Source organism: Rhodococcus sp. SORGH_AS_0301, assembly GCF_030818285.1.
In the GTDB taxonomy this organism is placed as follows: domain Bacteria; phylum Actinomycetota; class Actinomycetes; order Mycobacteriales; family Mycobacteriaceae; genus Rhodococcoides.
The window spans coordinates 2947929-2967616 of the sequence record NZ_JAUTAC010000002.1 but is presented as its reverse complement, the minus strand read 5'-3'; the positions used below and the strand labels follow the sequence as shown (position 1 = coordinate 2967616).

At 70.0% G+C, this 19688-nt stretch carries 18 protein-coding genes and 1 riboswitch; of the genes, 5 read left to right on the top strand and 13 right to left on the bottom strand.

Going from position 1 to position 19688, the window contains the following annotated elements; translation table 11 throughout:
- Positions 1-3 precede the first annotated feature (3 nt).
- Entirely contained in the window at positions 4-1080 is a 1077-nt protein-coding gene (locus QE397_RS14545) for a 3-deoxy-7-phosphoheptulonate synthase (RefSeq protein WP_037183986.1), read from the top strand.
- On the opposite strand, the gene QE397_RS14540 is transcribed toward QE397_RS14545, so the two are convergent.
- Together QE397_RS14540 and QE397_RS14535 are read right to left on the bottom strand one after the other, a co-directional pair.
- The gene (locus QE397_RS14540) at positions 1046-1651 is read right to left on the bottom strand and encodes an alpha-ketoglutarate-dependent dioxygenase AlkB (protein ID WP_307097570.1); all 606 of its coding nucleotides are present in this window, start codon (positions 1649-1651) and stop codon (positions 1046-1048) included. The genes QE397_RS14545 and QE397_RS14540 overlap by 35 nt on opposite strands.
- Positions 1652-1721: 70 nt before the next feature.
- Entirely contained in the window at positions 1722-2939 is a 1218-nt protein-coding gene (locus tag QE397_RS14535) for a CdaR family transcriptional regulator (RefSeq protein ID WP_307095504.1), read from the bottom strand.
- Between the two features lie 126 nt (positions 2940-3065).
- On the opposite strand from QE397_RS14535, the gene QE397_RS14530 reads away from it, so the two are divergent.
- Both QE397_RS14530 and QE397_RS14525 read left to right on the top strand, forming a co-directional pair.
- The gene (locus tag QE397_RS14530; RefSeq protein ID WP_307095502.1) at positions 3066-4802 is read left to right on the top strand and encodes an aldehyde dehydrogenase family protein; all 1737 of its coding nucleotides are present in this window, start codon (positions 3066-3068) and stop codon (positions 4800-4802) included.
- A 1-nt stretch (position 4803) separates the two neighbouring features.
- The gene (locus QE397_RS14525) at positions 4804-6393 is read left to right on the top strand and encodes a GMC family oxidoreductase (protein WP_307095500.1); all 1590 of its coding nucleotides are present in this window, start codon (positions 4804-4806) and stop codon (positions 6391-6393) included.
- Here QE397_RS14525 and QE397_RS14520 read toward each other — a convergent pair.
- From QE397_RS14520 to QE397_RS14500, 5 genes are all read right to left on the bottom strand, one after another.
- Positions 6382-7431 carry an AraC family transcriptional regulator gene (locus QE397_RS14520; protein ID WP_056446817.1) on the bottom strand — a complete coding sequence of 350 codons (1050 nt, stop codon included), beginning with the start codon at positions 7429-7431 and terminating at the stop codon, positions 6382-6384. The genes QE397_RS14525 and QE397_RS14520 overlap by 12 nt on opposite strands.
- A complete protein-coding gene (locus QE397_RS14515; protein WP_307095497.1) occupies positions 7428-8711 on the bottom strand; it encodes a pyridoxal phosphate-dependent aminotransferase in 1284 nt (427 codons plus the stop codon). Before QE397_RS14515 ends, QE397_RS14520 begins: the two co-directional genes overlap by 4 nt.
- 41 nt (positions 8712-8752) lie before the next feature.
- Positions 8753-9436 carry a DUF3239 domain-containing protein gene (locus tag QE397_RS14510; protein WP_222640926.1) on the bottom strand — a complete coding sequence of 228 codons (684 nt, stop codon included), beginning with the start codon at positions 9434-9436 and terminating at the stop codon, positions 8753-8755.
- Position 9437: 1 nt separating this feature from the next.
- Positions 9438-11093, bottom strand: coding sequence for a DNA repair helicase XPB (locus QE397_RS14505; RefSeq protein WP_222627798.1), 1656 nt, complete (start codon positions 11091-11093; stop codon positions 9438-9440).
- A 76-nt stretch (positions 11094-11169) separates the two neighbouring features.
- Positions 11170-13455: a helicase-associated domain-containing protein gene (locus tag QE397_RS14500; RefSeq protein ID WP_307095494.1), complete on the bottom strand. Its 2286-nt coding sequence runs from the start codon at positions 13453-13455 to the stop codon at positions 11170-11172.
- Between the two features lie 72 nt (positions 13456-13527).
- Here QE397_RS14500 and QE397_RS14495 point away from each other — a divergent pair, with 72 nt between their 5' ends.
- The gene (locus tag QE397_RS14495) at positions 13528-13719 is read left to right on the top strand and encodes a hypothetical protein (RefSeq protein WP_027504238.1); all 192 of its coding nucleotides are present in this window, start codon (positions 13528-13530) and stop codon (positions 13717-13719) included.
- Between the two features lie 58 nt (positions 13720-13777).
- On the opposite strand, the gene QE397_RS14490 is transcribed toward QE397_RS14495, so the two are convergent.
- From QE397_RS14490 to QE397_RS14475, 4 genes are all read right to left on the bottom strand, one after another.
- Complete coding sequence (locus QE397_RS14490; protein ID WP_027504237.1) at positions 13778-14365, bottom strand: transglycosylase family protein; 588 nt, start codon at positions 14363-14365, stop codon at positions 13778-13780.
- A gap of 8 nt (positions 14366-14373) precedes the next feature.
- Positions 14374-14580: riboswitch (cyclic di-AMP (ydaO/yuaA leader) on the bottom strand.
- 166 nt (positions 14581-14746) lie between these two features.
- The gene (locus QE397_RS14485; RefSeq protein WP_307095492.1) at positions 14747-16033 is read right to left on the bottom strand and encodes a glycosyltransferase 87 family protein; all 1287 of its coding nucleotides are present in this window, start codon (positions 16031-16033) and stop codon (positions 14747-14749) included.
- 89 nt (positions 16034-16122) lie between these two features.
- Complete coding sequence (locus tag QE397_RS14480; RefSeq protein WP_056446832.1) at positions 16123-16521, bottom strand: YccF domain-containing protein; 399 nt, start codon at positions 16519-16521, stop codon at positions 16123-16125.
- Between the two features lie 27 nt (positions 16522-16548).
- The gene (locus tag QE397_RS14475; protein WP_027504235.1) at positions 16549-16767 is read right to left on the bottom strand and encodes a hypothetical protein; all 219 of its coding nucleotides are present in this window, start codon (positions 16765-16767) and stop codon (positions 16549-16551) included.
- A gap of 205 nt (positions 16768-16972) precedes the next feature.
- Here QE397_RS14475 and QE397_RS14470 point away from each other — a divergent pair, with 205 nt between their 5' ends.
- Positions 16973-17392: a cold-shock protein gene (locus tag QE397_RS14470; protein ID WP_307097568.1), complete on the top strand. Its 420-nt coding sequence runs from the start codon at positions 16973-16975 to the stop codon at positions 17390-17392.
- An 81-nt stretch (positions 17393-17473) separates the two neighbouring features.
- Here the strand turns inward: QE397_RS14470 and QE397_RS14465 are convergent, their stop codons facing one another.
- Positions 17474-17983, bottom strand: a complete 510-nt coding sequence (locus QE397_RS14465; protein ID WP_307095490.1) for a DUF2771 domain-containing protein — start codon at positions 17981-17983, stop codon at positions 17474-17476.
- Positions 17980-19659 (bottom strand): MFS transporter, encoded by a 1680-nt coding sequence (locus QE397_RS14460; protein WP_285187861.1) that lies wholly within the window; start codon positions 19657-19659, stop codon positions 17980-17982. Before QE397_RS14460 ends, QE397_RS14465 begins: the two co-directional genes overlap by 4 nt.
- Positions 19660-19688 lie beyond the last annotated feature (29 nt).

Genomic DNA, 19688 nt, shown 5'->3' with positions numbered 1-19688 from the left:
ATCGTGACTCTCGCACTCGACACTCTTCCCGACCTGTCGCGGACAGGTCCGCTCGTCTCGCCGCGTGCGCTGCGGGACGCGGAGCCCGCATCCGCCGACGCGGCTCTCCGCGTCGCCGACAGCCGTGACGCCCTGCGCGCCATCCTGACCGGAGCCGACGACCGCGTGGCCGTCGTGGTGGGCCCGTGCTCCGTGCACGACCCGATCGCGGCACTGGACTACGCCCGCCGGTTGGCCGTCCTGGCCGACGAGGTGGGGGATCGACTCCAGGTGATCATGCGGGTCTACTTCGAGAAGCCGCGGACGTCGGTGGGCTGGAAGGGTCTGCTCAGCGACCCCGGCCTCGACGGCTCGGACGATCTCGACGCCGGGCTCCGGGCGGCGCGGCGCATTCTGGCCGCCATCGTCGACGGCGGCCTGCCCACGGCGACGGAGTTCCTCGATCCTGCTCTGTCCGGCCATCTCTCGGACCTGGTGACGTACGGGGCGATCGGTGCCCGCACCGCGTCGTCGCAGGTTCACCGCCAGATGGTCAGCGGTCTGCCGATGCCGGTGGGCATCAAGAACGGAACGGACGGCGACGTGCAGGTGGCCGTCGACGGGGTGCGCTCGGCGAGGTCGCCGCACGTGTACGCCGGGGTCGACGACGACGGCCGACTGGCCGCCGTGCGCACGACGGGCAACGAGGACGCCCACGTCATCCTCCGGGGTGGGTCCTCCGGCCCGAACTACGACGCGGCCTCGGTGACCGACGCGGGGGAGCGGCTCCGGCGCTCGGGCGCGGACCCGCGGGTGGTGGTGGACGTCAGCCACGGCAACAGTGCCAAGAACCACCGACGCCAGCTCGACGTGCTGGGCGACCTCGCCGACCGGATCGCCGGCGGCGACCGCGGCGTCGTGGGGGTGATGGTGGAGAGCTTCCTCGTCGAGGGCCGTCAGGACCTCGGCACGTTGGGGGAGCCGCTCACCTACGGCCAGTCGATCACCGATGCCTGCCTCGGGTGGGCCGACACCGAACGCGCCGTGCGTGCGCTGGCCGACGCCGTCAGCGCACGCCGTGCGGTCGGAACTGGACGCTGATCCGGGGCCCCGTGGCGCGCGTGCTCTTGGGCACGCAGTGCTCCCAGGTCCGCTGACAGGACCCGCCCATGACGATCAGATCACCGTGTCCCAGAGTGTGTCTCACCGAGGGACCGCCGCCGCGCGGTCGCAGCAACAGCGGCCGTGCGGCGCCGAGGGACACGATGGCGACCATGGTGTCCTCGCGCGCTCCGCGTCCGAGGTCGTCGCCGTGCCAGGCGACGCTGTCCTTGCCGTCGCGGTAGAAGCAGAGTCCGGCCGTCGCGAAGTCCTCGCTCAGTTCGGCTCGGTAGTGCTCGCTCAGCTGTCGACCGGCATCGACCAGGACGGGGGCGGGCAGCCGCTCGGGATCGGGGAAGAAGGAGACCAGGCGCGGGACGTCGACGACGCGGTCGTACATCGGTCGGCGTTCCGACCGCCACGGAACCTCCTCCACCAGCCGGTCGAAGACGGAGTCCGAGCCGCTCACCCAGTTCGGCAGCACGTCGATCCACGCGCCGTCGGTCAACACCGTCCGGCGGACGGACGTGAGGGAGCCGAGCGACGGTCCGTCCGCGCCGTCGTCGAACAGGGACGCCTGGAGTAGGTCACGGGGCCATCGTAGCGCGGTCGTTCGAACGTATGTTCCTACGCGGCCGTCGTCAGCGAACGCGGGCCAGCTCCGCTGCGCGCAGACCGACGTACAGTTCGGCGGCGTCCACCGGGTTCGTGTGATCACGGCCCGTGAGGTCGTGGATACGGCGGAGCCGGTAGAGCACGGTGTTGCGGTGGTAGTGCAAGCGGTCGGCCGCCGCGGTGGTGGAACCGGCGGCCGCGAACCACGCGTCGAGCGTCTCGAGCAGGCTGTCCCGGTCCGCGAGGCGGTGCGGGCCCTCGGCCACGGCGAGCGGACCCAGGATCTGCCGGGCGGCCCGCGCGGCGGCGTCGGGAGTCGAGACCAGCAGCAGCGGAACCGGACACGCGTCGTAGCGACTGATGCGCGCGCTCCCCGGCGGTGCGCAGCGACGAGCCGTCCGGGCCTGCGCCACCGCCGTCGGGGTGGACAGCGACCGCTCGTAGTACGTGCCGACACCCAGTCGGGTGCCGTAGAGCCGGCCCAGGGTGTCCACCGCGTCGTCGAGCACCGCCGGCGCCGAGGCGACCAGCAGTCCCAGGTGACCGTCCGCATCGGTGTCCCACACCGACTCGACACCGAGCGGCAGGATGCTCTCGCGCGCGCTGCCCGGAGTGGCACCCCGGTCGACGGTGGTCTCGGCGGACACGACGGCGAAGTAGCCCGCGTCCGGGATGCGGAAGGCCCGCAGGGCGTCCTGCACGGCAGCGGGGTCCGAGGCGGTCTCGTCGAAGAGAGCGCGCAGCACCATGCGGCGCGCATCGGCGTCGTCGAGGGCGAGCCGGTCCGCGGCGTCGCGATACGCCTCCGCGGCCGCGTCGGAATAGGTGTCCACCAGTGCCCACACCTCGGTGGCCATCGCGAGCAGCACCTCCGGAGCCCGGCCCGCGGCCGCCGCGGTGAGCTCGGCCCAGATCAGACGACCACCGAGGCGGAACGCGTGCAGCAACGCCGCCAGCGGCACCGCGTTCTCGGCCTTGATCCGGCCGGCCGCGCGTGCGGGTTCCAGGTCGCCGCTCGCGCCCGTGGTCAGAGCGTCGAGCATGGACCGAAGATTGCCGGTGCACACAGTGGCGAGCTCGTCCCGCGTGAGCGACGTGGCCTCGAGGTACGACTGTTCGGCGACCAGGATGTCGAGGACGAGTCGCTCGCTGAGCTCGCCGACGTGCTCTCCCAGCAGCGCGGCGAGACCCTGCGAGGTGAGCGGTTCCGGTGCGGAGCGGCGGACGGCCACGGGCATCGACATCACTCCACCGTACGGCTGTCCGGTGACGGACGCCACAGGGCGGCTGTGCCTCGGCACAAACCGGGCGCGTGAGCGGCCGACGTCCGCCTATGGCCACCCGATGTAGTACAGGTCACAATCAACGGTATGACCACAGGCGAACTCACCCCGAGTACCACCGGCGCATCCGCCTTTCCCGAGGTCGACGCGGCTCTCCGCGACCTCGAACAGGGCGAGGCCGCATGGGCACGTGCCTCGCTCGGCGACCGCGCGGACCTTCTCGACCGGGTCGCGGCCCTCACGGCGTCGATGGCGCAGGAGTGGGTCGATGCGGCCGCTCGATTCAAGAAGCTGCCCGCGGCCTCCGCACTCCTCGGCGAGGAATGGCTCTCCGGGCCGTACTCCGTCGTCACCGCGTGCCACGTGCTCGCGCAGAGTCTGCGGCAGCTCGCCGTCGGGAAGAGCCCGCTCGCGGACGCCCGGATCGGCTCGGGTCCGGGCGGGCGCACCACCGTGCAGGTGCTGCCGTCGAACATCTTCGACACGCTGCTGCTCAACGGGTTCTCCGCCGAGGTGTGGCTCGAACCGGGTGTCGACGCGGACACCGCGCGCCGTGACGCCGGACTCGCGCAACGGAACCCGACCGAGACCGGGGGCATCGGTGCGGTGCTCGGCGCCGGCAACATCACGTCCATCGCCCCGCTCGACACGCTCTACGAACTGGTCGCTCACAACCGCGTCGTCGCGCTGAAGCTCAACCCGGTGACGGATCCGATGGAGCCGGTGCTCCGCGCCGTCTTCGCTCCCTTGGTCGAGCTGGGCGCGGTGCGCATCCTCACCGGTGGCCCGGACGTCGGCTCGTACCTCGTGCACCACGACGCCGTGGCGCACGTGCACATGACGGGCAGCTCGATCACGCACGACGCCATCGTCTTCGGCACCGGCGAGGAGGGTGCCGAGCGCAGGAAGGCCAACACCCCGTTGCTCGACGTGCCCATCTCGAGCGAACTCGGCGGCGTCTCGCCGGTCATCGTGATCCCGGGCGAGTGGTCCGACGCGGACATCCGGTTCCAGGCCGAACACGTGGTGACCCAGCGGCTGCACAACGGCGGCTACAACTGCGTCGCGGCGCAGGTCGTGGTGATCTCCTCCGAGTGGCCGCAGCGCGACGCGTTCCTGGCGGCACTGCGCACGGCACTGCACGAGGCACCGGACCGCGAGCCGTACTACCCCGGCAGCGCCACCCGCGTCGCCGGTGCCCGAGCGGACTACCCGGGCGCGGAGTCGCTCGGCCCGTCCGGCGGCCGTACCCTCGTGAGCGACCTCGATCCGGACAGCTATCGCGCTCTGCTCACCACCGAGTACTTCGCACCGGTACTCGGTGTCATCGAGATCCCGTACACCGGGCAACGTTTCGTGGACGAGGCCGTCCGCATGTCGAACGAGGAGTTCGTCGGCACGCTCGGCGTCAACGTGATCGCGCATCCCGACACGCTGTCGTCGCTCGGCACCGCCGTCGACGAGATGCTCGAGGACCTGCGCTACGGCACCATCGCGCTCAACGCGTGGACCGGCGTCGGCTTCCTCACGGCGGCGGCGACCTGGGGTGCGTTCCCGGGCCACACGCTCGACGACGTCCAGAGCGGAATCGGCGTCGTGCACAACGCACTGCTGATCGACCGACCCGAGCGCACCATCGTCCGCGGGCCCTTCCGACCCGCGCCGCGCTCGATCCTGAAGGGCGAGTTCACCCTGTCGCCGAAGCCGCCGTGGTTCGTCACCAACCGCACCGCGGCCACCACCGCGAAGCGGTTCACCGCGTTCGCCGCGGCTCCGTCCTGGAAAGCCCTGCCCGCCATCTTCGCGTCCGCTCTGAGAGGTTGACATGACCGAGACTTCCACCGACTACGTCGTCGTCGGCGCAGGATCCGCAGGATGCGTCGTCGCGAATCGGCTCAGTGCCGCGTCGAACACCGACGTCGTCGTCCTCGAGGCGGGCCCGGAGGACAAGGACAAGTTCGTCCACATTCCCGCCGGGTTCTCGAAGCTCTTCCGTTCGGAACTGGACTGGGACTACGACACCGAGCCGCAGGCCGAACTCGCCGGCCGACGGATCTTCTGGCCCCGTGGGCGCATGCTCGGCGGCTCCTCGTCGATGAACGCCATGATGTGGGTGCGCGGGTTCGCAGCCGACTACGACGACTGGGCGGAGGCAGCGGGACCCGGGTGGTCGTTCGACAGCGTGGTGGACACCTTCCGCCGTATCGAGAACATCGAGGGTGCCACCGAGTCCGACGAGGGCAGCGGCGGACCGCTGCACGTGTCGAAGCAGCGCAGTCCCCGGTCGATCACCGGCGCGTACCTCGATTCGGCCGCGGCACTGGGCTTGTCGACGGAGCGCGCCAATCTCCCCACGCCCAAGGGCATGACCGAGACGATGGTCAACCAGAAGCGCGGCGCCCGGTGGAGCTGCGCCGACGCGTACCTGCGGCCGGCCATGTCACGGCCCAACCTCACCGTGGTGACGGAGGCGCAGGCCACGCGCGTGCTCTTCGAGGGAACCCGCGCAGTGGGTGTCGAGTACTCGAAGGACGGTGCGCTGCACACGGTTCGGGCCTCGAAGGAGGTCATCCTGTCCGGCGGTGCCATCAACACCCCGCAGTTGTTGATGCTGTCGGGGATCGGTGCGCCGGAGCATCTCGCCGAGCACGGCATCGACGTGGTGCACGCCGCCCCCGAGGTGGGCGAGAACCTCATGGACCACCTGGTGTCCGCCCTCGGATACGGGGTGCAGTCCGACACGCTGTTCACCGCGGAGAAGATTCCGGAGCTGATCAACTACCTCGCGCGTCGACGCGGCATGCTGACCTCCAACGTCGCGGAGGCGTACGGCTTCGTCCGCAGCCGCGACTCGCTCGACCTCCCGGACATCGAACTGCTCTTCGCGCCGGCGCCCTTCTTCGACGAGGGTCTCATCCCTGCGGACTCGCACGCGGCCATCCTGGCGTCGATCCTGCTCAAGCCGGAGAGCCGCGGACGCATCTCGTTGCGGTCGTCCGCACCGTTGGACAAGGCGATCGTGGATCCGCGCTACCTGTCCGACCCGGGCGGTGTGGACCGCACGGCGATGCTCAGCGGGCTACGCTACTGCGCCGACATCGCGCAGACGGAGCCGCTGAAATCGCGACTGGGGGAGATGGTGCGCCCGGTACTGCGCAACAGCGAGGCACTCGACGAAGCGCTGAGCGAGTCGCTGGAGACCATGTCTCACACCCTCTATCACCCGGTGGGCACCGCCCGGATGGGCTCGGACGCGGCATCGGTGGTGGATCCGGAGCTGCGGGTGCGCGGGGTGGAGGGGCTGCGCGTGGCCGACGCGTCCGTGATGCCGACGATCATCCGCGGCCACACCCACGCACCGTCGGTGCTCATCGGGGAGAAGCTGTCGGAGTTCGTGCTCGCCTCACGCGTGTGAGCGGTACGACCCCGGCGTCATCCCGGTCCACCGTTTGAAGGCGCGGCGGAAGGCGCTGGGTTCGGAGAAGCCGAGACGCGAGGAGATCTCCTCGGCCGTCTCGCCTCGTTCGAGCCCGGCGACCGCCGCGTCGCGCAGCACCTCGTCGCGCAGCTGACCCAGTGACGTGCCCTCCTGGCGCAGCAACCGGCGCAGGTGCGGCACGCTGATGGACAACATCGTCGCGATGTCGGTGGTGGTCGAGGCGCGGCCCATCGCGCCCAGTGCGAGGGCGCGCCGCACCACACTCGCCGCGCTGGAGCCGTAGTCCCGCTCCGAGAACAGGCGATTGGGCGACTCGCGGAGGTACTCCTCGAGGCTCTCCTCCGTCTGCACGAGCGGTGACGCCATGATCGCGTCGTCGAATTCCAGTGCCGCGACGTCGGATCCGAACGTCACGTGCACCCCGAAGATGTCGTCGTACACCCGCGGCGACGGATGCTGCGGTTCGGGGAAGGGCACCTGGACGGACAGCAGTTTCACGCGCCGCCCGATGAGCCACGCAGAGAAGCGGTGCCAGAGGATGAGCAGGAACTCGATGCGGATGCGCTGCGCCGCCTCGGCCGCCTCCGGGGAGAGCTGATCGGCGATCATCGTCGGGGAGTCGACGAGTTCGAGCCGGGCGCGTCCCCCGCCGCGCATCAGCACACCGCGCGGGACGCCGGGAAAGGCGCGACCGACGTCCACCATCCGCTCGAGCGCGCTCCCCAGATCGGGGCGGTGGATCATCGTCAGACTGAGTGCCCGAAAGGTGCCGCGGCGCACCGGAGCCGATCCGAGACCCATCAGCTCGTCGCCCGTCATCTGCCACAGCGCGCGAGTGAGGCGCGTGACCTGGTCGGTGGTGAGGCGGGCGCCGGGACGAGTGAGGACGTGCGGGTCGATGTCGGCCTCGCGCAGGCAGGCGGACAGGTCCACACCCGTCTCCCGCGCGAGGGTCACCGCCGTGCGGACGAACTCCACCGAGATGGTCGGCGGCGCCGCAGTGTCGATCGTCATGGGGTGGCGGACAATCGGGCCAATCGCGACGCCGCGTCGGCGAGCACGTGATCCTGTTTGCAGAAGGCGAAGCGCACCAGGGTGTCCCAGCCCTCGCGGTGATCGACGAACGCGTCCACCGGTACGCCGACGACGCCGATGCGTTCGGGCAACGCACGGCAGAAACTGTCGGCGTCGGACTCGCCCAGTGGAGCGATGTCGGCGCAGACGAAGTACGTGCCCTCACTGCGCTTGACGTCCAGCCCGGCATGCGACAGCGCGGCGGACAGCGTGTCCCGCTTGGCCTGCAGTCCCGATCGCAGGGCGTCCACCCAGGCGCTCTCGTGGTCGAGGGCGTGGGCCACCGCCGGCTGGAAGGGGGCGCCGCCGACGAAGGTCATGAACTGCTTGGCCGCCTTCACCGCGGCGATGAGGTCGGCGGGTCCGCAGGCCCACCCCGTCTTCCACCCGGTGGCGTTGAACGTCTTCGCCGCGCTCGACACCGTGATGGTGCGCTCGGCCATGCCAGGGAGCGTGGCGATGGGGGTGTGGACGGCGTCGTCGAACACCAGTCGCTCGTAGACCTCGTCGGTGAGGACCAGGAGGTCGTGCTCGCACGCGACCTCGGCGATCGCGGCCAGCTCCGATGCGGTGAACACGGTTCCGGTGGGATTGTGCGGGGAGTTGACGACGATCATGCGGGTGCGCGGGCCGACGGCGGAGCGCAGGGCATCGACGTCGAGGGCGAACCGATCGCCGTCGACGACGAGGGGGACGGTGCGCCGCTGCGCACCCGCGAGCGCGACGGCGGCCGCGTAGGAGTCGTAGTACGGCTCGACGAGCAGCACCTCGTCACCGCTCTCGACGAGGCCGAGCATCGCGGCGCTGATCGCCTCGGTGGCCCCGACGGTGACCAGGATCTCCGAGTCCGGGTCGTACTCGGTGCCGTAGCGGCCGGCCCGGTCCCGAGCGACGGCGTCGCGCAACACCGCCATGCCCGGCCCGGGCGGGTACTGGTTGAGGCCGGACGCGATGGCCTCGCGCGCCACCTCGAGCATGCGCGCGGGGCCGTCGGTGTCCGGGAAACCCTGACCGAGGTTGACGGCGTCGTGCGTGGCCGCGAGTGCGGTCATCTCCGCGAAGATGGTGGACGCGAAGGGGCGCAGCCGGGCGACGGTGCGGGAAGGCCGGAGGCCGGCCGGATTCGATTCGCGGGAAGGCCGGAGGCCGGCCGGATTCGATTCGCGGGAAGGCCGGAGGCCGGCCGGACTCGATGCGCGGTCGTTCGACGTCACAGCCATGAGGGGGAGCCTAGCGTTCGAGTCACGAGTCCCTCGACGCGTCAGTCCGCGCGCTTCTGCAGCAGTTCCTCGGGCAGGTCGTGGGGGTCGATGAGGAGCTGATCGTTCTCGGCCTGCCGCACGGTCTCCGACACGGACAGGTTCTTGCGCAGCAGCTTCCACTCGACCGGATCGATGGCCTCGATGGCCGTCCGCAGCACGGTCCGGTCCCGCGTACCCCAAGCGACGGGCATGGGGCTGACCATCTGCCACGTCTCCGAGATGGATTTGGCGCTCCGGTCGGACAGCACGGCCACGGAGGGGACGCGCTCGCCCTCGGTCATCGTGTGTCCCGGCAGCGCCCGCACGTTCCGGACGACGAGTGCGTAGTGCGGGACGGTGGTCTCCGGTTTGGCGATGTCGATCAGCGCGAGGATCGTGGCTCCACGCGGTCGCGTCTCCGACACCATGGCCGGCACCAACGCGCTCGAGGCGTACAGCTCGTCGATGGACCCGACCTTGCGGGGCGCCCACACGGACACCCACAGCGACATCAGGGCGGCCACGGCCAGCACCGCACACAGGATGTAGGACCACGCGTGGTCGAGGACGTACAGCCAGGCCGCGCCGCCCGCGAGGAGCACGGCGAAGACGACGGACGAGATGCGCAACCGCCGCACGTCGCCGAGGGTCTCGTTCACCGACCGGGCGTGCGCGCGGTCGACGGGGAAGTCGAAGGTGCGCACGTCAGATCGCCGGTCCCAGGAGGTCGTCGGCGTCGGTGATGCGGTACGCGTAGCCCTGCTCGGCGAGGAAGCGCTGGCGGTGAGCCGCGTACTCCGCGTCGAGGGTGTCGCGCGAGACGACCGAGTAGAAGTGCGCCTGCCCACCGTCGTGCTTGGGGCGCAGCAGTCGGCCCAGTCGCTGGGCCTCCTCCTGCCGGGATCCGAAGGTGCCCGAGACCTGCACGGCCACCGAGGCTTCGGGGAGGTCGATGGAGAAGTTGGCGACCTTGCTCACCACGAGGGTCTTGATCTCGCCGCGGCGGAACGCGTCGAAGAGCAGTTCGCGCTCCTTGTTCTTGGTCGAGCCCTGGATCACGGGAGCATCCAGGGCCGCACCCAGCTCGTCGAGCTGGTCGAGGTACGCGCCGATGACGAGCGTCGGTGAGTCCTCGTGCCGCGCCAGGATCGACTTCACCACGGCGATCTTCGTGTGCGCCGTGGAGCACAGCTTGTAACGCTCCTCCGGCTCCGCCACGGCGTACGACATGCGTTCCGCGTCGGTCAGAGTGACGCGCACCTCGATGCACTCGGCCGGCGCGATCCAGCCCTGTGCCTCGATGTCCTTCCACGGTGCGTCGTAACGCTTGGGGCCGATGAGCGAGAACACGTCGCCCTCGCGGCCGTCCTCGCGCACCAGCGTCGCGGTGAGTCCGAGTCGGCGTCGCGACTGCAGGTCGGCTGTCATGCGGAACACGGGAGCGGGGAGGAGGTGCACCTCGTCGTAGATCACCAGGCCCCAGTCGCGGGAGTCGAAGAGCTCGAGGTGCTTGTACTCACCCTTGGTGCGGCGCGTGATCACCTGGTAGGTCGCGATGGTGACCGGGCGGATCTCCTTGCGCTCGCCGGAGTACTCGCCGATCTCCTCCTCGGTCAGGGAGGTGCGGGCGATGAGCTCGCGCTTCCACTGCCGACCGGCGACGGTGTTGGTGACGAGGATCAGTGTGGTCGCGCGGGCCTTGGCCATGGCCGCGGCGCCCACCATCGTCTTGCCGGCACCACAGGGGAGGACGACCACACCGGATCCACCGGCCCAGAACGAGTCGGTCGCCATCTGCTGGTAGTCGCGTAGCTCCCAGTGGCCACCGGAGAAGTCCAGATCGATGGGGTGCGCCTCGCCGTCGACGTATCCGGCCAGATCCTCGGCCGGCCAGCCGACCTTGAGGAGCATCTGCTTGAGGCGCCCGCGCTCACTGGGGTGGACGAGCACGGTGTCGTCGTCGACCTGAGCGCCGAGCATCGGGGCGATCTTCTTGTGCCGCATGATCTCGGTGAGCACGGCGCGGTCGAGGCTCACCAGGGACAGCCCGTGCACGGGCGACTTGACCAGCTGGAGCCGGCCGTAGCGGGCCATGGTGTCGACGATGTCGACGAGCAGTGGCTGCGGAACCGCGTAGCGGGAGAAGGTCACGAGGGCGTCGACCACCTGCTCGGCATCGTGGCCCGCGGCGCGCGCGTTCCACAGCGCGAGCGGGGTGATGCGGTAGGTGTGGACGTGCTCGGGTGCGCGTTCCAGCTCGGCGAACGGAGCGATGGCCGAGCGGGCCTGCCCGGCGAGCTCGTGGTCGACCTCGAGCAACAGGGTCTTGTCGGACTGGACGATCAACGGTCCGTCGGTCACGGTCTCTCCTTCACGCGCCCCGCATGGACGAACCGGGGCGCAACCAGTCCATTGTGCCTTGCACCGGCGCGGCGGTTCAGGCGAGCAGGGCCACCGACGTGATGCGGTGCAACGTGAAGTGACGCATGACACCGGCGTCGGGGTCCCACGCGTCGAGTTGGCCGCCGCCGACGGTCACCGGTTCGACGACACGGTTGCTCGAGACACCGGCAGCGTCCACGTAACCGATGCTGATCGGTGAGCGGGACAACGCGGCGCGCTGGAGAAGCGCGATCGTCGCGGCGCCGGACGCACGGGTGCCGTCGGACCGCACCCGTTCACGCTCGGTCCGGCGCACCTCTCCGGCTCGGGTGCCGGCCCGCATCTCCGAGACGAGGCGCCCCAGTTGCTCGTCCGTGGGGACGGCGGGCGTGCGGTAGGGCGAGCGACCGCGACGGGGGACGACGCGCGCACCGCGATCGCGGACGTCGACGATGGTGCCGGAGGAGTCCTCGCCCGCGGGTGCGAACCCGGCGGCGCGCAGCCCGGCCAGCACGTCGGCAAGCGGCGCCTGCGAGATCGCGACGGTCGGGGCCAGTGCCCGCAACGCGAGGGCCTCGGCGGCGGAGGAGGAGAGCACCTCCGCGAGCAGTGCGGGGTCCTCGCAGCGGACGAAGGACGACGCCACCCCGGCACGCAGGCGTCCGTGGCGGCGGGCGACGTCATCGATGAGGTAGGTCAGCGACTGCGGGACGGGCGTCCGCGAGTGGGTGGCGAAGAGTGCATGGAGCTCCGCGGCGGTGGTGCCGCCGTCCAGAGCACGTCGCAGCGTCCGCTCGTCGATGCGGTACATCGTCGCGGCGCCCGCCGACTCGATGTCCGCGACCGTCGCCATCCGCTGCGCGAGCTCGGGAGTCAACGGCCCGGGGGCGACGACGGTCAGGTCGGCCTGGACCAGAACGTGGTCGATGGGGTCGGGCAGGACGCGGTGCATCGCCGCCGCGGCCGAGGAGGGATCACCGATCAGTGCGCCTCCGGGGGTGGACAGTGCTCCGCGGCCGACGACCCCGAGAGCGCCGGCCTCGGCCAGGTAGCGGGAGACCGGGCCGACGCCCAGGCGAGCGGCGAGGCGAGGCCTGCGCCAGGTGGCGATGCGGACGACGTCCTCGGTGGCGAGGGCCTTTCCCGAGGCGAGATCGGCGATCACGCCCAGCACGATCCGCCGGTCTCGGGGCGCGGCGGCCGAGCGGGCCTCGTCGGACAGTGCGGCGATCGGCTTGTCGTTGGCGTCGCGCATGCCGATCAACCACGGCACCCTGGGCAGATCCAGCCAGGCACCTGCCAGGGTGGCCCAGCGCTGTGCCGGCGATGCGGTGACCCATGCGTCGACCGCGGGGGTGGGCGTCCACATGTCGTCGATGTCGGTGAGCGGTCCCGGATCGGGCAGCCCCACCGCGATGAGTCCGGCGCCCGCCAGGACCTCGACCAGCAGGCCGACCCGCGCCTCGTCGAGATCGGCTGCCTTCGCGATGCGTCGGATCTCCCGGACGCCGAGTCCTCCCGCCTTGAGTGCGGGCGCGGGCGTGCGGGAGAGCGAGTCGACGATGTCCTCGCAGTGCCGCAGCAGCTCGAGGGCCTCCCCGGCGGCGGCCGCGTCGACGTCCGCCACCCCGACAGCGGTGGTCGACGCCGCCGGTGGGGCCAGCGACACCGGATCGGTGACGGGCTCGCCGCGGAGTACCTGCGAGACCTGCGGCGGCAGTTCGACCGTGTTGTCGTCGAGCCAGGTGAGCAGCCCGGCGGCGAGCAGGCGCTGGACGGGCCGATCCGCGGGCGTACCGGGTGCAGCGTCGCGCGTCCGGCCGATCGACGACGAGCGGGTCAGCGTGGTGAGCAGCTCACGGCTGCGGTCGTCGATCTCCGCGAGCTTCGCACCGACCACCTCGGCGGTGAGCGAGGCGTCGACGTCGAAGAACCGTCCGACCCGCCACGGCACGGCGTCGCGTGCGGCCGCGACCAGGGTGAGCGACGTCGTGCCGCGCACCAGCGCACGCGCACGCAACACCGACAGAGCCGCGTCGACCGCCTTCTTCGTCGCTCGGCGGCCGACGATCTCGTCGAGTCGAGCGCGGGCGACCGGGGCGGTGTCGGCGCCCTCGTGCGCGAGCAGCTCCACGACGGTCAGGCACGTGGTGTCCAGGTCCTCGGCCGCGCGCAGTACCGAGGCACGTTGCTCGGACCGGCCCGCCAGAACCTCGAGTGTGGGCGGCGGCGGGATGGTCAGATCGGGGCGGAGCCGCAGCAGTTCGGCCAGTTCGTCGTCGCTGCGCGCGGACAACCACTCGGTGAGTGTGTCCGCCGGCGTGCCCTCGTTGTCGGTCATCGAGGTCAAGCGTAGAGACCGGTCCAGGGACCTGGACTGGCAGAGGCGCTACTCCGAATGGTGAAATGAACCATGGCGAACTCAGAGAAGAAGCGATATGTCGACCCGGGCTGGCCGCACAGTGCGGACGACGACGATCATCCCGTCACCGAACTGATGTCGGCGCGCGCCGGAAACCTGTCCCCGTTCGGTGAGGAGACGGAGTTCCCGCTGCCGGTGGACTCGCTGCCCTACGCGCATCCCCATACGGTCATCAACCGCTGACGCGCGAGACACGAGAAAGGCCCCCACCAGTCGGTGGGGGCCTTTCTCGTGGAGTGGGTCAGCGGGGCAGGAGATCCTGGTTCGCTGCGATGAAGCTCGCCACCTGCGGATCCGCGGTGGCGGCCTGGACGAAGCCCAGGATCGCCGGATCGTTGGTGAAGTTCTGGACGACCTGGGTGAGTCCCTGCACGGCCTGCTCGGTCGACGGGATGCTCGTCAGATCGGGGAGTGCCGGTGCGGTGGGCGCCGTGGTCGCCGGTGCGTCGCGCTGCGTCGGGCCGCTGCTCAGTCCGAGCTGCGAGGAGCAGGACGGCCAGGCGCCCCAACCCTGCGACTCGAGCACGCGCTCGGCGACGACGATCTGCTCTTCACGGCTGGCCTGGTTCGCGGTGGCCGCGAACTCTCCGCCGCCGTGTCCGGTCCAGGTGCTCGGCGAGAACTGCAGGCCGCCCTGGAAACCGTTGCCGGTGTTGATGCCCCAGTTGCCGCCGGCCTCGCACTGCGAGAGACGGTCCCAGTCGGAATCGGGGGCTGCGTTGGCCGTGCCGCTGAATGCGAGACCTGCGGTGCCGACCAGTGCGCCGGTGACGGCGACCTTGGCGACGGTCTTGCCCGTGGTGCTCGGCTTGCGATGACGTCCGCTCATAAGGGTAGAAATCCTCTCCACACGCGCCTGCGAGGTCAGCTGTCGGATTCGGGCTGAGAGGTAGCCCGGCCTCGGTGCGCTCCTGGCTGGAGCGGAGAGGCTTCACCCCTAGGTCGACTGCTCGGTGCCCGGTGGGGCGCCGCGAGGGCCGGCCGGATATCTACGAAGGACGTGTGGGTCCCCCGCCCTCGTCCCTGATCATGTCTGTGAGGGATGTCCGGTACCCGCGGGACGAGGTTTGGCGCGGCGGGCCGGACGTCGGCCGAACTTCCGGCCGTGATTGACAGTATTACGAAACGGGCACACATGTCACTGTTCGATAACTTCCCCTGGTGCGCGCGTCGCGCCGCCGTTGTGAGGTGTTCGAACGGGTCGTCGCAGCTAGGACGGCGAAGACGTGCTGACCACCGTCTCGTCACCCGTTCGTGACCGCTTCGTTATGTGTCCGACGTCACATGTGCGCAGGATCACAGCCACGACGACGAGCACCAGGACACCCGTGGTCGGGTAGACGGTCTGCAGCGCCACACCCTCGAGTCGGTTCGACGGCGGGAGCATGAAGGTGCCGATCGCGTAGACGTCACCGGGCGCCACCCAGAACCAGGCGATCTGCGGCAGGCTCGCGACGAGCGGCAGGATCCAGGCGAGCGGGTTCGAGGCACGCAGTGCGACGTCCATGCAGACGATGACCAGCGGCAGGAGCCACACCCAGTGGTGACCCCAGGAGAACGGGGACACCAGAGGCGCTGTCAGGCCGATGACGATCAGGCCGAGGAGCGGCAACCCCCGGCGGTGCGCCGCCGCGCCCACGAGAAGGCCGGCCACGCAGACGGCTCCGGCGATGACGATCCAGAGCAGCGTCGGCGCCTCGGTCATGCCGAACCACCTCGGTATCGACGCGCGTAGCGACTGGTTCGCGCCGGACGAGATGTCGCCGATGCGGGACGAGTCGGAGATGGCGCCGAACCAGTAGGTGACCGCGTCGGAGAAGAGCACGACGAAGCCGAGCACCACGGTCGCCGCGGCGGTGACGACGCCGACGACCAGTGCCCGCCACTGCCGTGTCAGCGCTAGGTGGACGAGGAACAGTCCGGGAGTCATCTTAATGCCGGTGGCGATGCCTACCCCGATCCCGCGGAGCCGGCTGCCCTCGGGCCGCGACAGGTCCCACAGCACCAGCGCCAGGAGCACGAGATTGATCTGACCGAGCCAGATGGTCATGCGCACCGGTTCGAGCCACGTGAAGACGATGGACAGTGCGGCGCTGACGATGCGGAGACTGCGGTCGTCGCGGAAGCCGAGGACCATCCAGCAGGACCGGACGATCAGATAGAGCAGCGCGATGTTCCCGAGCCAGAAGACAATGTTGGTCGTCGCAGTGGACATCGCCCCGAGAGGTGCGAACACCAGCGCGGCGAACGGGGGATACGTGAAGGGGAGTTCGCCGACCAGATCGTGGGCGTACAGCGGGGACGAGTTGAGCACCGTCGCTCCGCCGGCGCGGTACACGAGAGCGTCGATGCCGAACCGGAACAACCCGAACTTGGGGACGTCGAACGGGATGAGCCGATCGTGCGCGACGAGCGCCACGGCGGCACCGATCACGGTGAGGGCGACGAAGATCCTGTGTGATCCGAAGGTGCGGTCATCGGATTTCTTCAGTATCACGCACAGGATGGTAGACCGATCCGACGTGTATCACCCCTCGGGCCACGCCGAGAAGGAACCGTTCGTTCTGTTGAGTGCGCGCCCCGACGTCAGTAGCGCGTGGCCACGAACGGTGCGTCCGAGTCGACGATGTCCTTGCCCAGCGGCATGAGCGACACCGGGATCAGCTTGAGGTTCGCCAACGCCAGCGGGATCCCGATGATGGTGATCGCCATGGCGATCGCGGTGAGGATGTGCCCGATGGCCAGCCAGATCCCTGCCACGACGATCCAGATCACGTTGCCGATCACCGAGGCGACGCCCGCCGTGGGCTTGTCCACCACGGTCCGGCCGAAGGGCCACAGGGCGTACACCCCGATGCGGAACGCCGCGATACCGAACGGGATGGTGACGATGAGAATGCAGCAGACGATGCCGGCCACGAAGTAGCCGAGAGCAAGCCACAGGCCGCCGAAGATCAACCAGATGACGTTCAGCAGCAGGCGCATGCGACCAGTATGCCCGGTTCCGCCGTGTCAGCGCCGGGCTCGGCGGCCCGACCGCAGCGCGTGGATCAGACCGAGCAGGAACCCCAGCGGGCACAGCATCGCCGAGAGATAGATCCACAGTCCGGGCGGATCGTCCCAGACGAGCAGCGTCACGAACATGACGACGATCGCCAGCAGGCCCAGCCCGAAACAGACGAGGGCGGCGACCAGGAGCGCCGGGGTTCCGGTACGGGGGGAGTCGGTCACGAGAGAGCACACTATCCCGCCGTCCTGATGCCCCGACCGGCCTCCGGCCTACCCGGCGCCTGCCCCGCGATATCGAGGTGCTCGTCGTTCGCGCAGCGGAGTACCATGGACTCATCGCGTCCCGAGCGCCAGGGCCCGTCATGGGCGGCGGCAACGGGCGCGATTATTCATGTGACGCGATCAACGAGACGAATGGGTGAGATCGGTGCCGACCGGCAAGGTGAAGTGGTACGACGTCGACAAGGGTTTCGGCTTCCTCTCGCAGGAGGAGGGTGAGGACGTGTACGTCCGGTCGTCCGCGCTCCCGCAGGGAGTCGAGGGCCTGAAGGCCGGCCAGCGCGTCGAGTTCGGCATGGCCGCCGGACGCCGCGGACCCCAGGCGTTGTCGCTGAAGGTTCTCGACCCGGCGCCCTCACTGCGTCAGGCGGGTGCCGCCGCCCGCCGCGATCAGCCGACCGCTCGCAAGCACACGCCCGACGAGTTGCACGGCATGGTCGAGGACATGATCACGCTTCTGGAGGCCACCGTGCAGCCCGAATTGCGCAAGGGCAAGTATCCCGACCGCAAGACCGCCCAGAAGATCTCCGAGGTGGTCCGGGCCGTCGCCCGCGAACTGGACAGCTGACCCGGGCGCTCACTCCCAGCGGCCGTGCGTGCGCCAGTGCTCGAACTGGGTGGTGAATCCGTCACGCGAGCCCGCAGTGTCCTAGAGGGCCGTCGTGGTGGCGATCGACCAGATGGCGTGGCTGACGATCTCCTCCTGGTCGGTGTCGACGTCGATGACACCGGACGGCAGGCGCACCTCGACGCCGATGAGCACGAGTCCGTCCTCGTTCACCGGCGGCACGGTGAGCGTGTTCCGAGTCCCGGGGGCGAAGTACTCGTCTGCTTCCACGACGTCGCCGGAGTCCGGGTCTCCGTAGACGCTGGCGAAGCCCCACGGGTTCTCCGAGATGGCGCCCGGCAGGGACAACTGCAGCGGATGGCCCTCGCGCACGGGCATCGTCGCGGTCGTGCCCTCGTAGTCGCAGAGCGGCTCCTGCACCGGGCAGTACCGGAACGGTTCCACTTCCTCGTACCGGCCGTCGGCGTACGCGGACACCCGCGGGGACTCCTCGGGGGCGTCGAGGATCGCCTTGCCGACCACCAGCACGAAGGCGACGCCGACGATGGCGACCAGTGCGGACAGTCCGTACAGGATCTTGCGTGTCGTCATCGGGGAGCGTCCTCGCCCGCGGGTGCGCGGCCCGCGTCCTGATCCACTCGGGGAATTCGGCCGGTGGCGTGGCGCAGTTCGCTGCCCGCCACCTCCTGGTCCGCTCGTACCGGTCTCTTGCCGCCGAAGCCGGGAAGCAGCGAGCCGCCCCGGTGGGTCACGAATGTCTGCACCAGGCCGATCGTAAGGACCACCGACACCACGGTGAAACCCAGCCAGTACTCGGTGGGGAGCAGCACGCCGAACGTGCCGCCGATGACCCAGCTCAGCTGCAGCACCGTCTCGCTGCGCCCGAAGCCGGACGCGATCGACTCGGGAGGCAGGTCGTTCTGCAACGACGCGTCGAGCGACACCTTCGCCAGCGCGCTCGCGCCCGACGCGACGAGAGCCGCGAGCGCGGCAGTCAGCAGGCTGTTCGTCAGAGCCGCGACGATCGCGACCGCAGTGACGGCCGCGGTGCAGCGCACCACCAGCACCGACGGGCGACCGAGCTTCACCCGGGCGCCGGCGGCGTTGCCGCCGAAGTTCCCGAGTCCGGCCGCCGCGCCCACCAACGCCAACATGAGTGCCTGCTGGAGTGGCTCGTGCTCGGTGCGGGACTTCGCCACGAACGCGACGTACAGCGTGAGGAAGCCGGTGAGCACGCGGATGGTGCCGTTGCCCCACAGTCCGGTGAGGACGTCGCGGCCGAGGGGCTGCCGGCGTTTGCTGGGCGCCGGGACGATGCCGATCGCGCCGGTGGTCGCCTCGGCGTGGTACCCGAGCGTCGCGGGCACCTCACCCTCGGTGACCTCCACCCAGGACGGGATGCGCATGGAGAGATACGCGCCGAACACCGTCACGGCGAACGTGAACCACAGTGCCCCGGCGGAACCCAGTGCGAACGCGATGGCACCCGCGACCGCTCCCGCCGAGATGGTGCCGCCCAGCAACCCGAACACGGTCAGGCGGGAGTTCACCCGGACGAGGTCGATGTCCGGTGGCAGCACCCGAGGGGTGACGGCTGACTTGAGCACCGAGAACGACTTGCTCAGCACCATCATCCCGAGCGCGGCGGGATAGAGGAGCCAGGTGTCGAAATTGAAGACCAGCACCACGGCGAGGACGGCACGCAGGACGAACGAGGTGGCCAGCGCGATGCGGCGACCCTGCTGCAGGCGGTCGAGCATGGGGCCGATCAGGGGCGCGATGATCGCGAACGGGGCGATGGTGATGAGCAGATACAGGGCGACCTTGGTCTTGTCCTCGCCCGTCGCGGCGGAGAAGAACAGCGTGTTGGCCAGCGCCACCGCCATCGCCGCGTCCGAGGCGAAGTTGGCCATCGTCGCGTAGGTGAGCGCCGTGAGACCGGACTTGTCGGCTCCGTCGGCGGTGGCGGCGCGTCGGAACGTCGCGATGCCCTTGCCCGTGATCTCACGACCACGCATCGCCGCGACGCGGGTGACCGTCAGTTTGCGCGGTACGCGGGGACGGCGGGGACCGGTGTCCTGGTTCGGCATGCGTGTCGTCGGGTCGGGCGCCGTGGTCGGGTCGCCCGGGATCGTCTCGCCCGGTCCGGCCGTCGGTGGATGCAGCGGAGGCAGCGGCGATCGACGGGGTGGGAGTCGCTCGGACGGCGAGTAGTTGTCCCATCCCGGATGTCGCGAACCGGGGCGCGGATCGTCGGGACCTGTCACCCCGTCATTGTCCCCCACCTCGGGTCGGG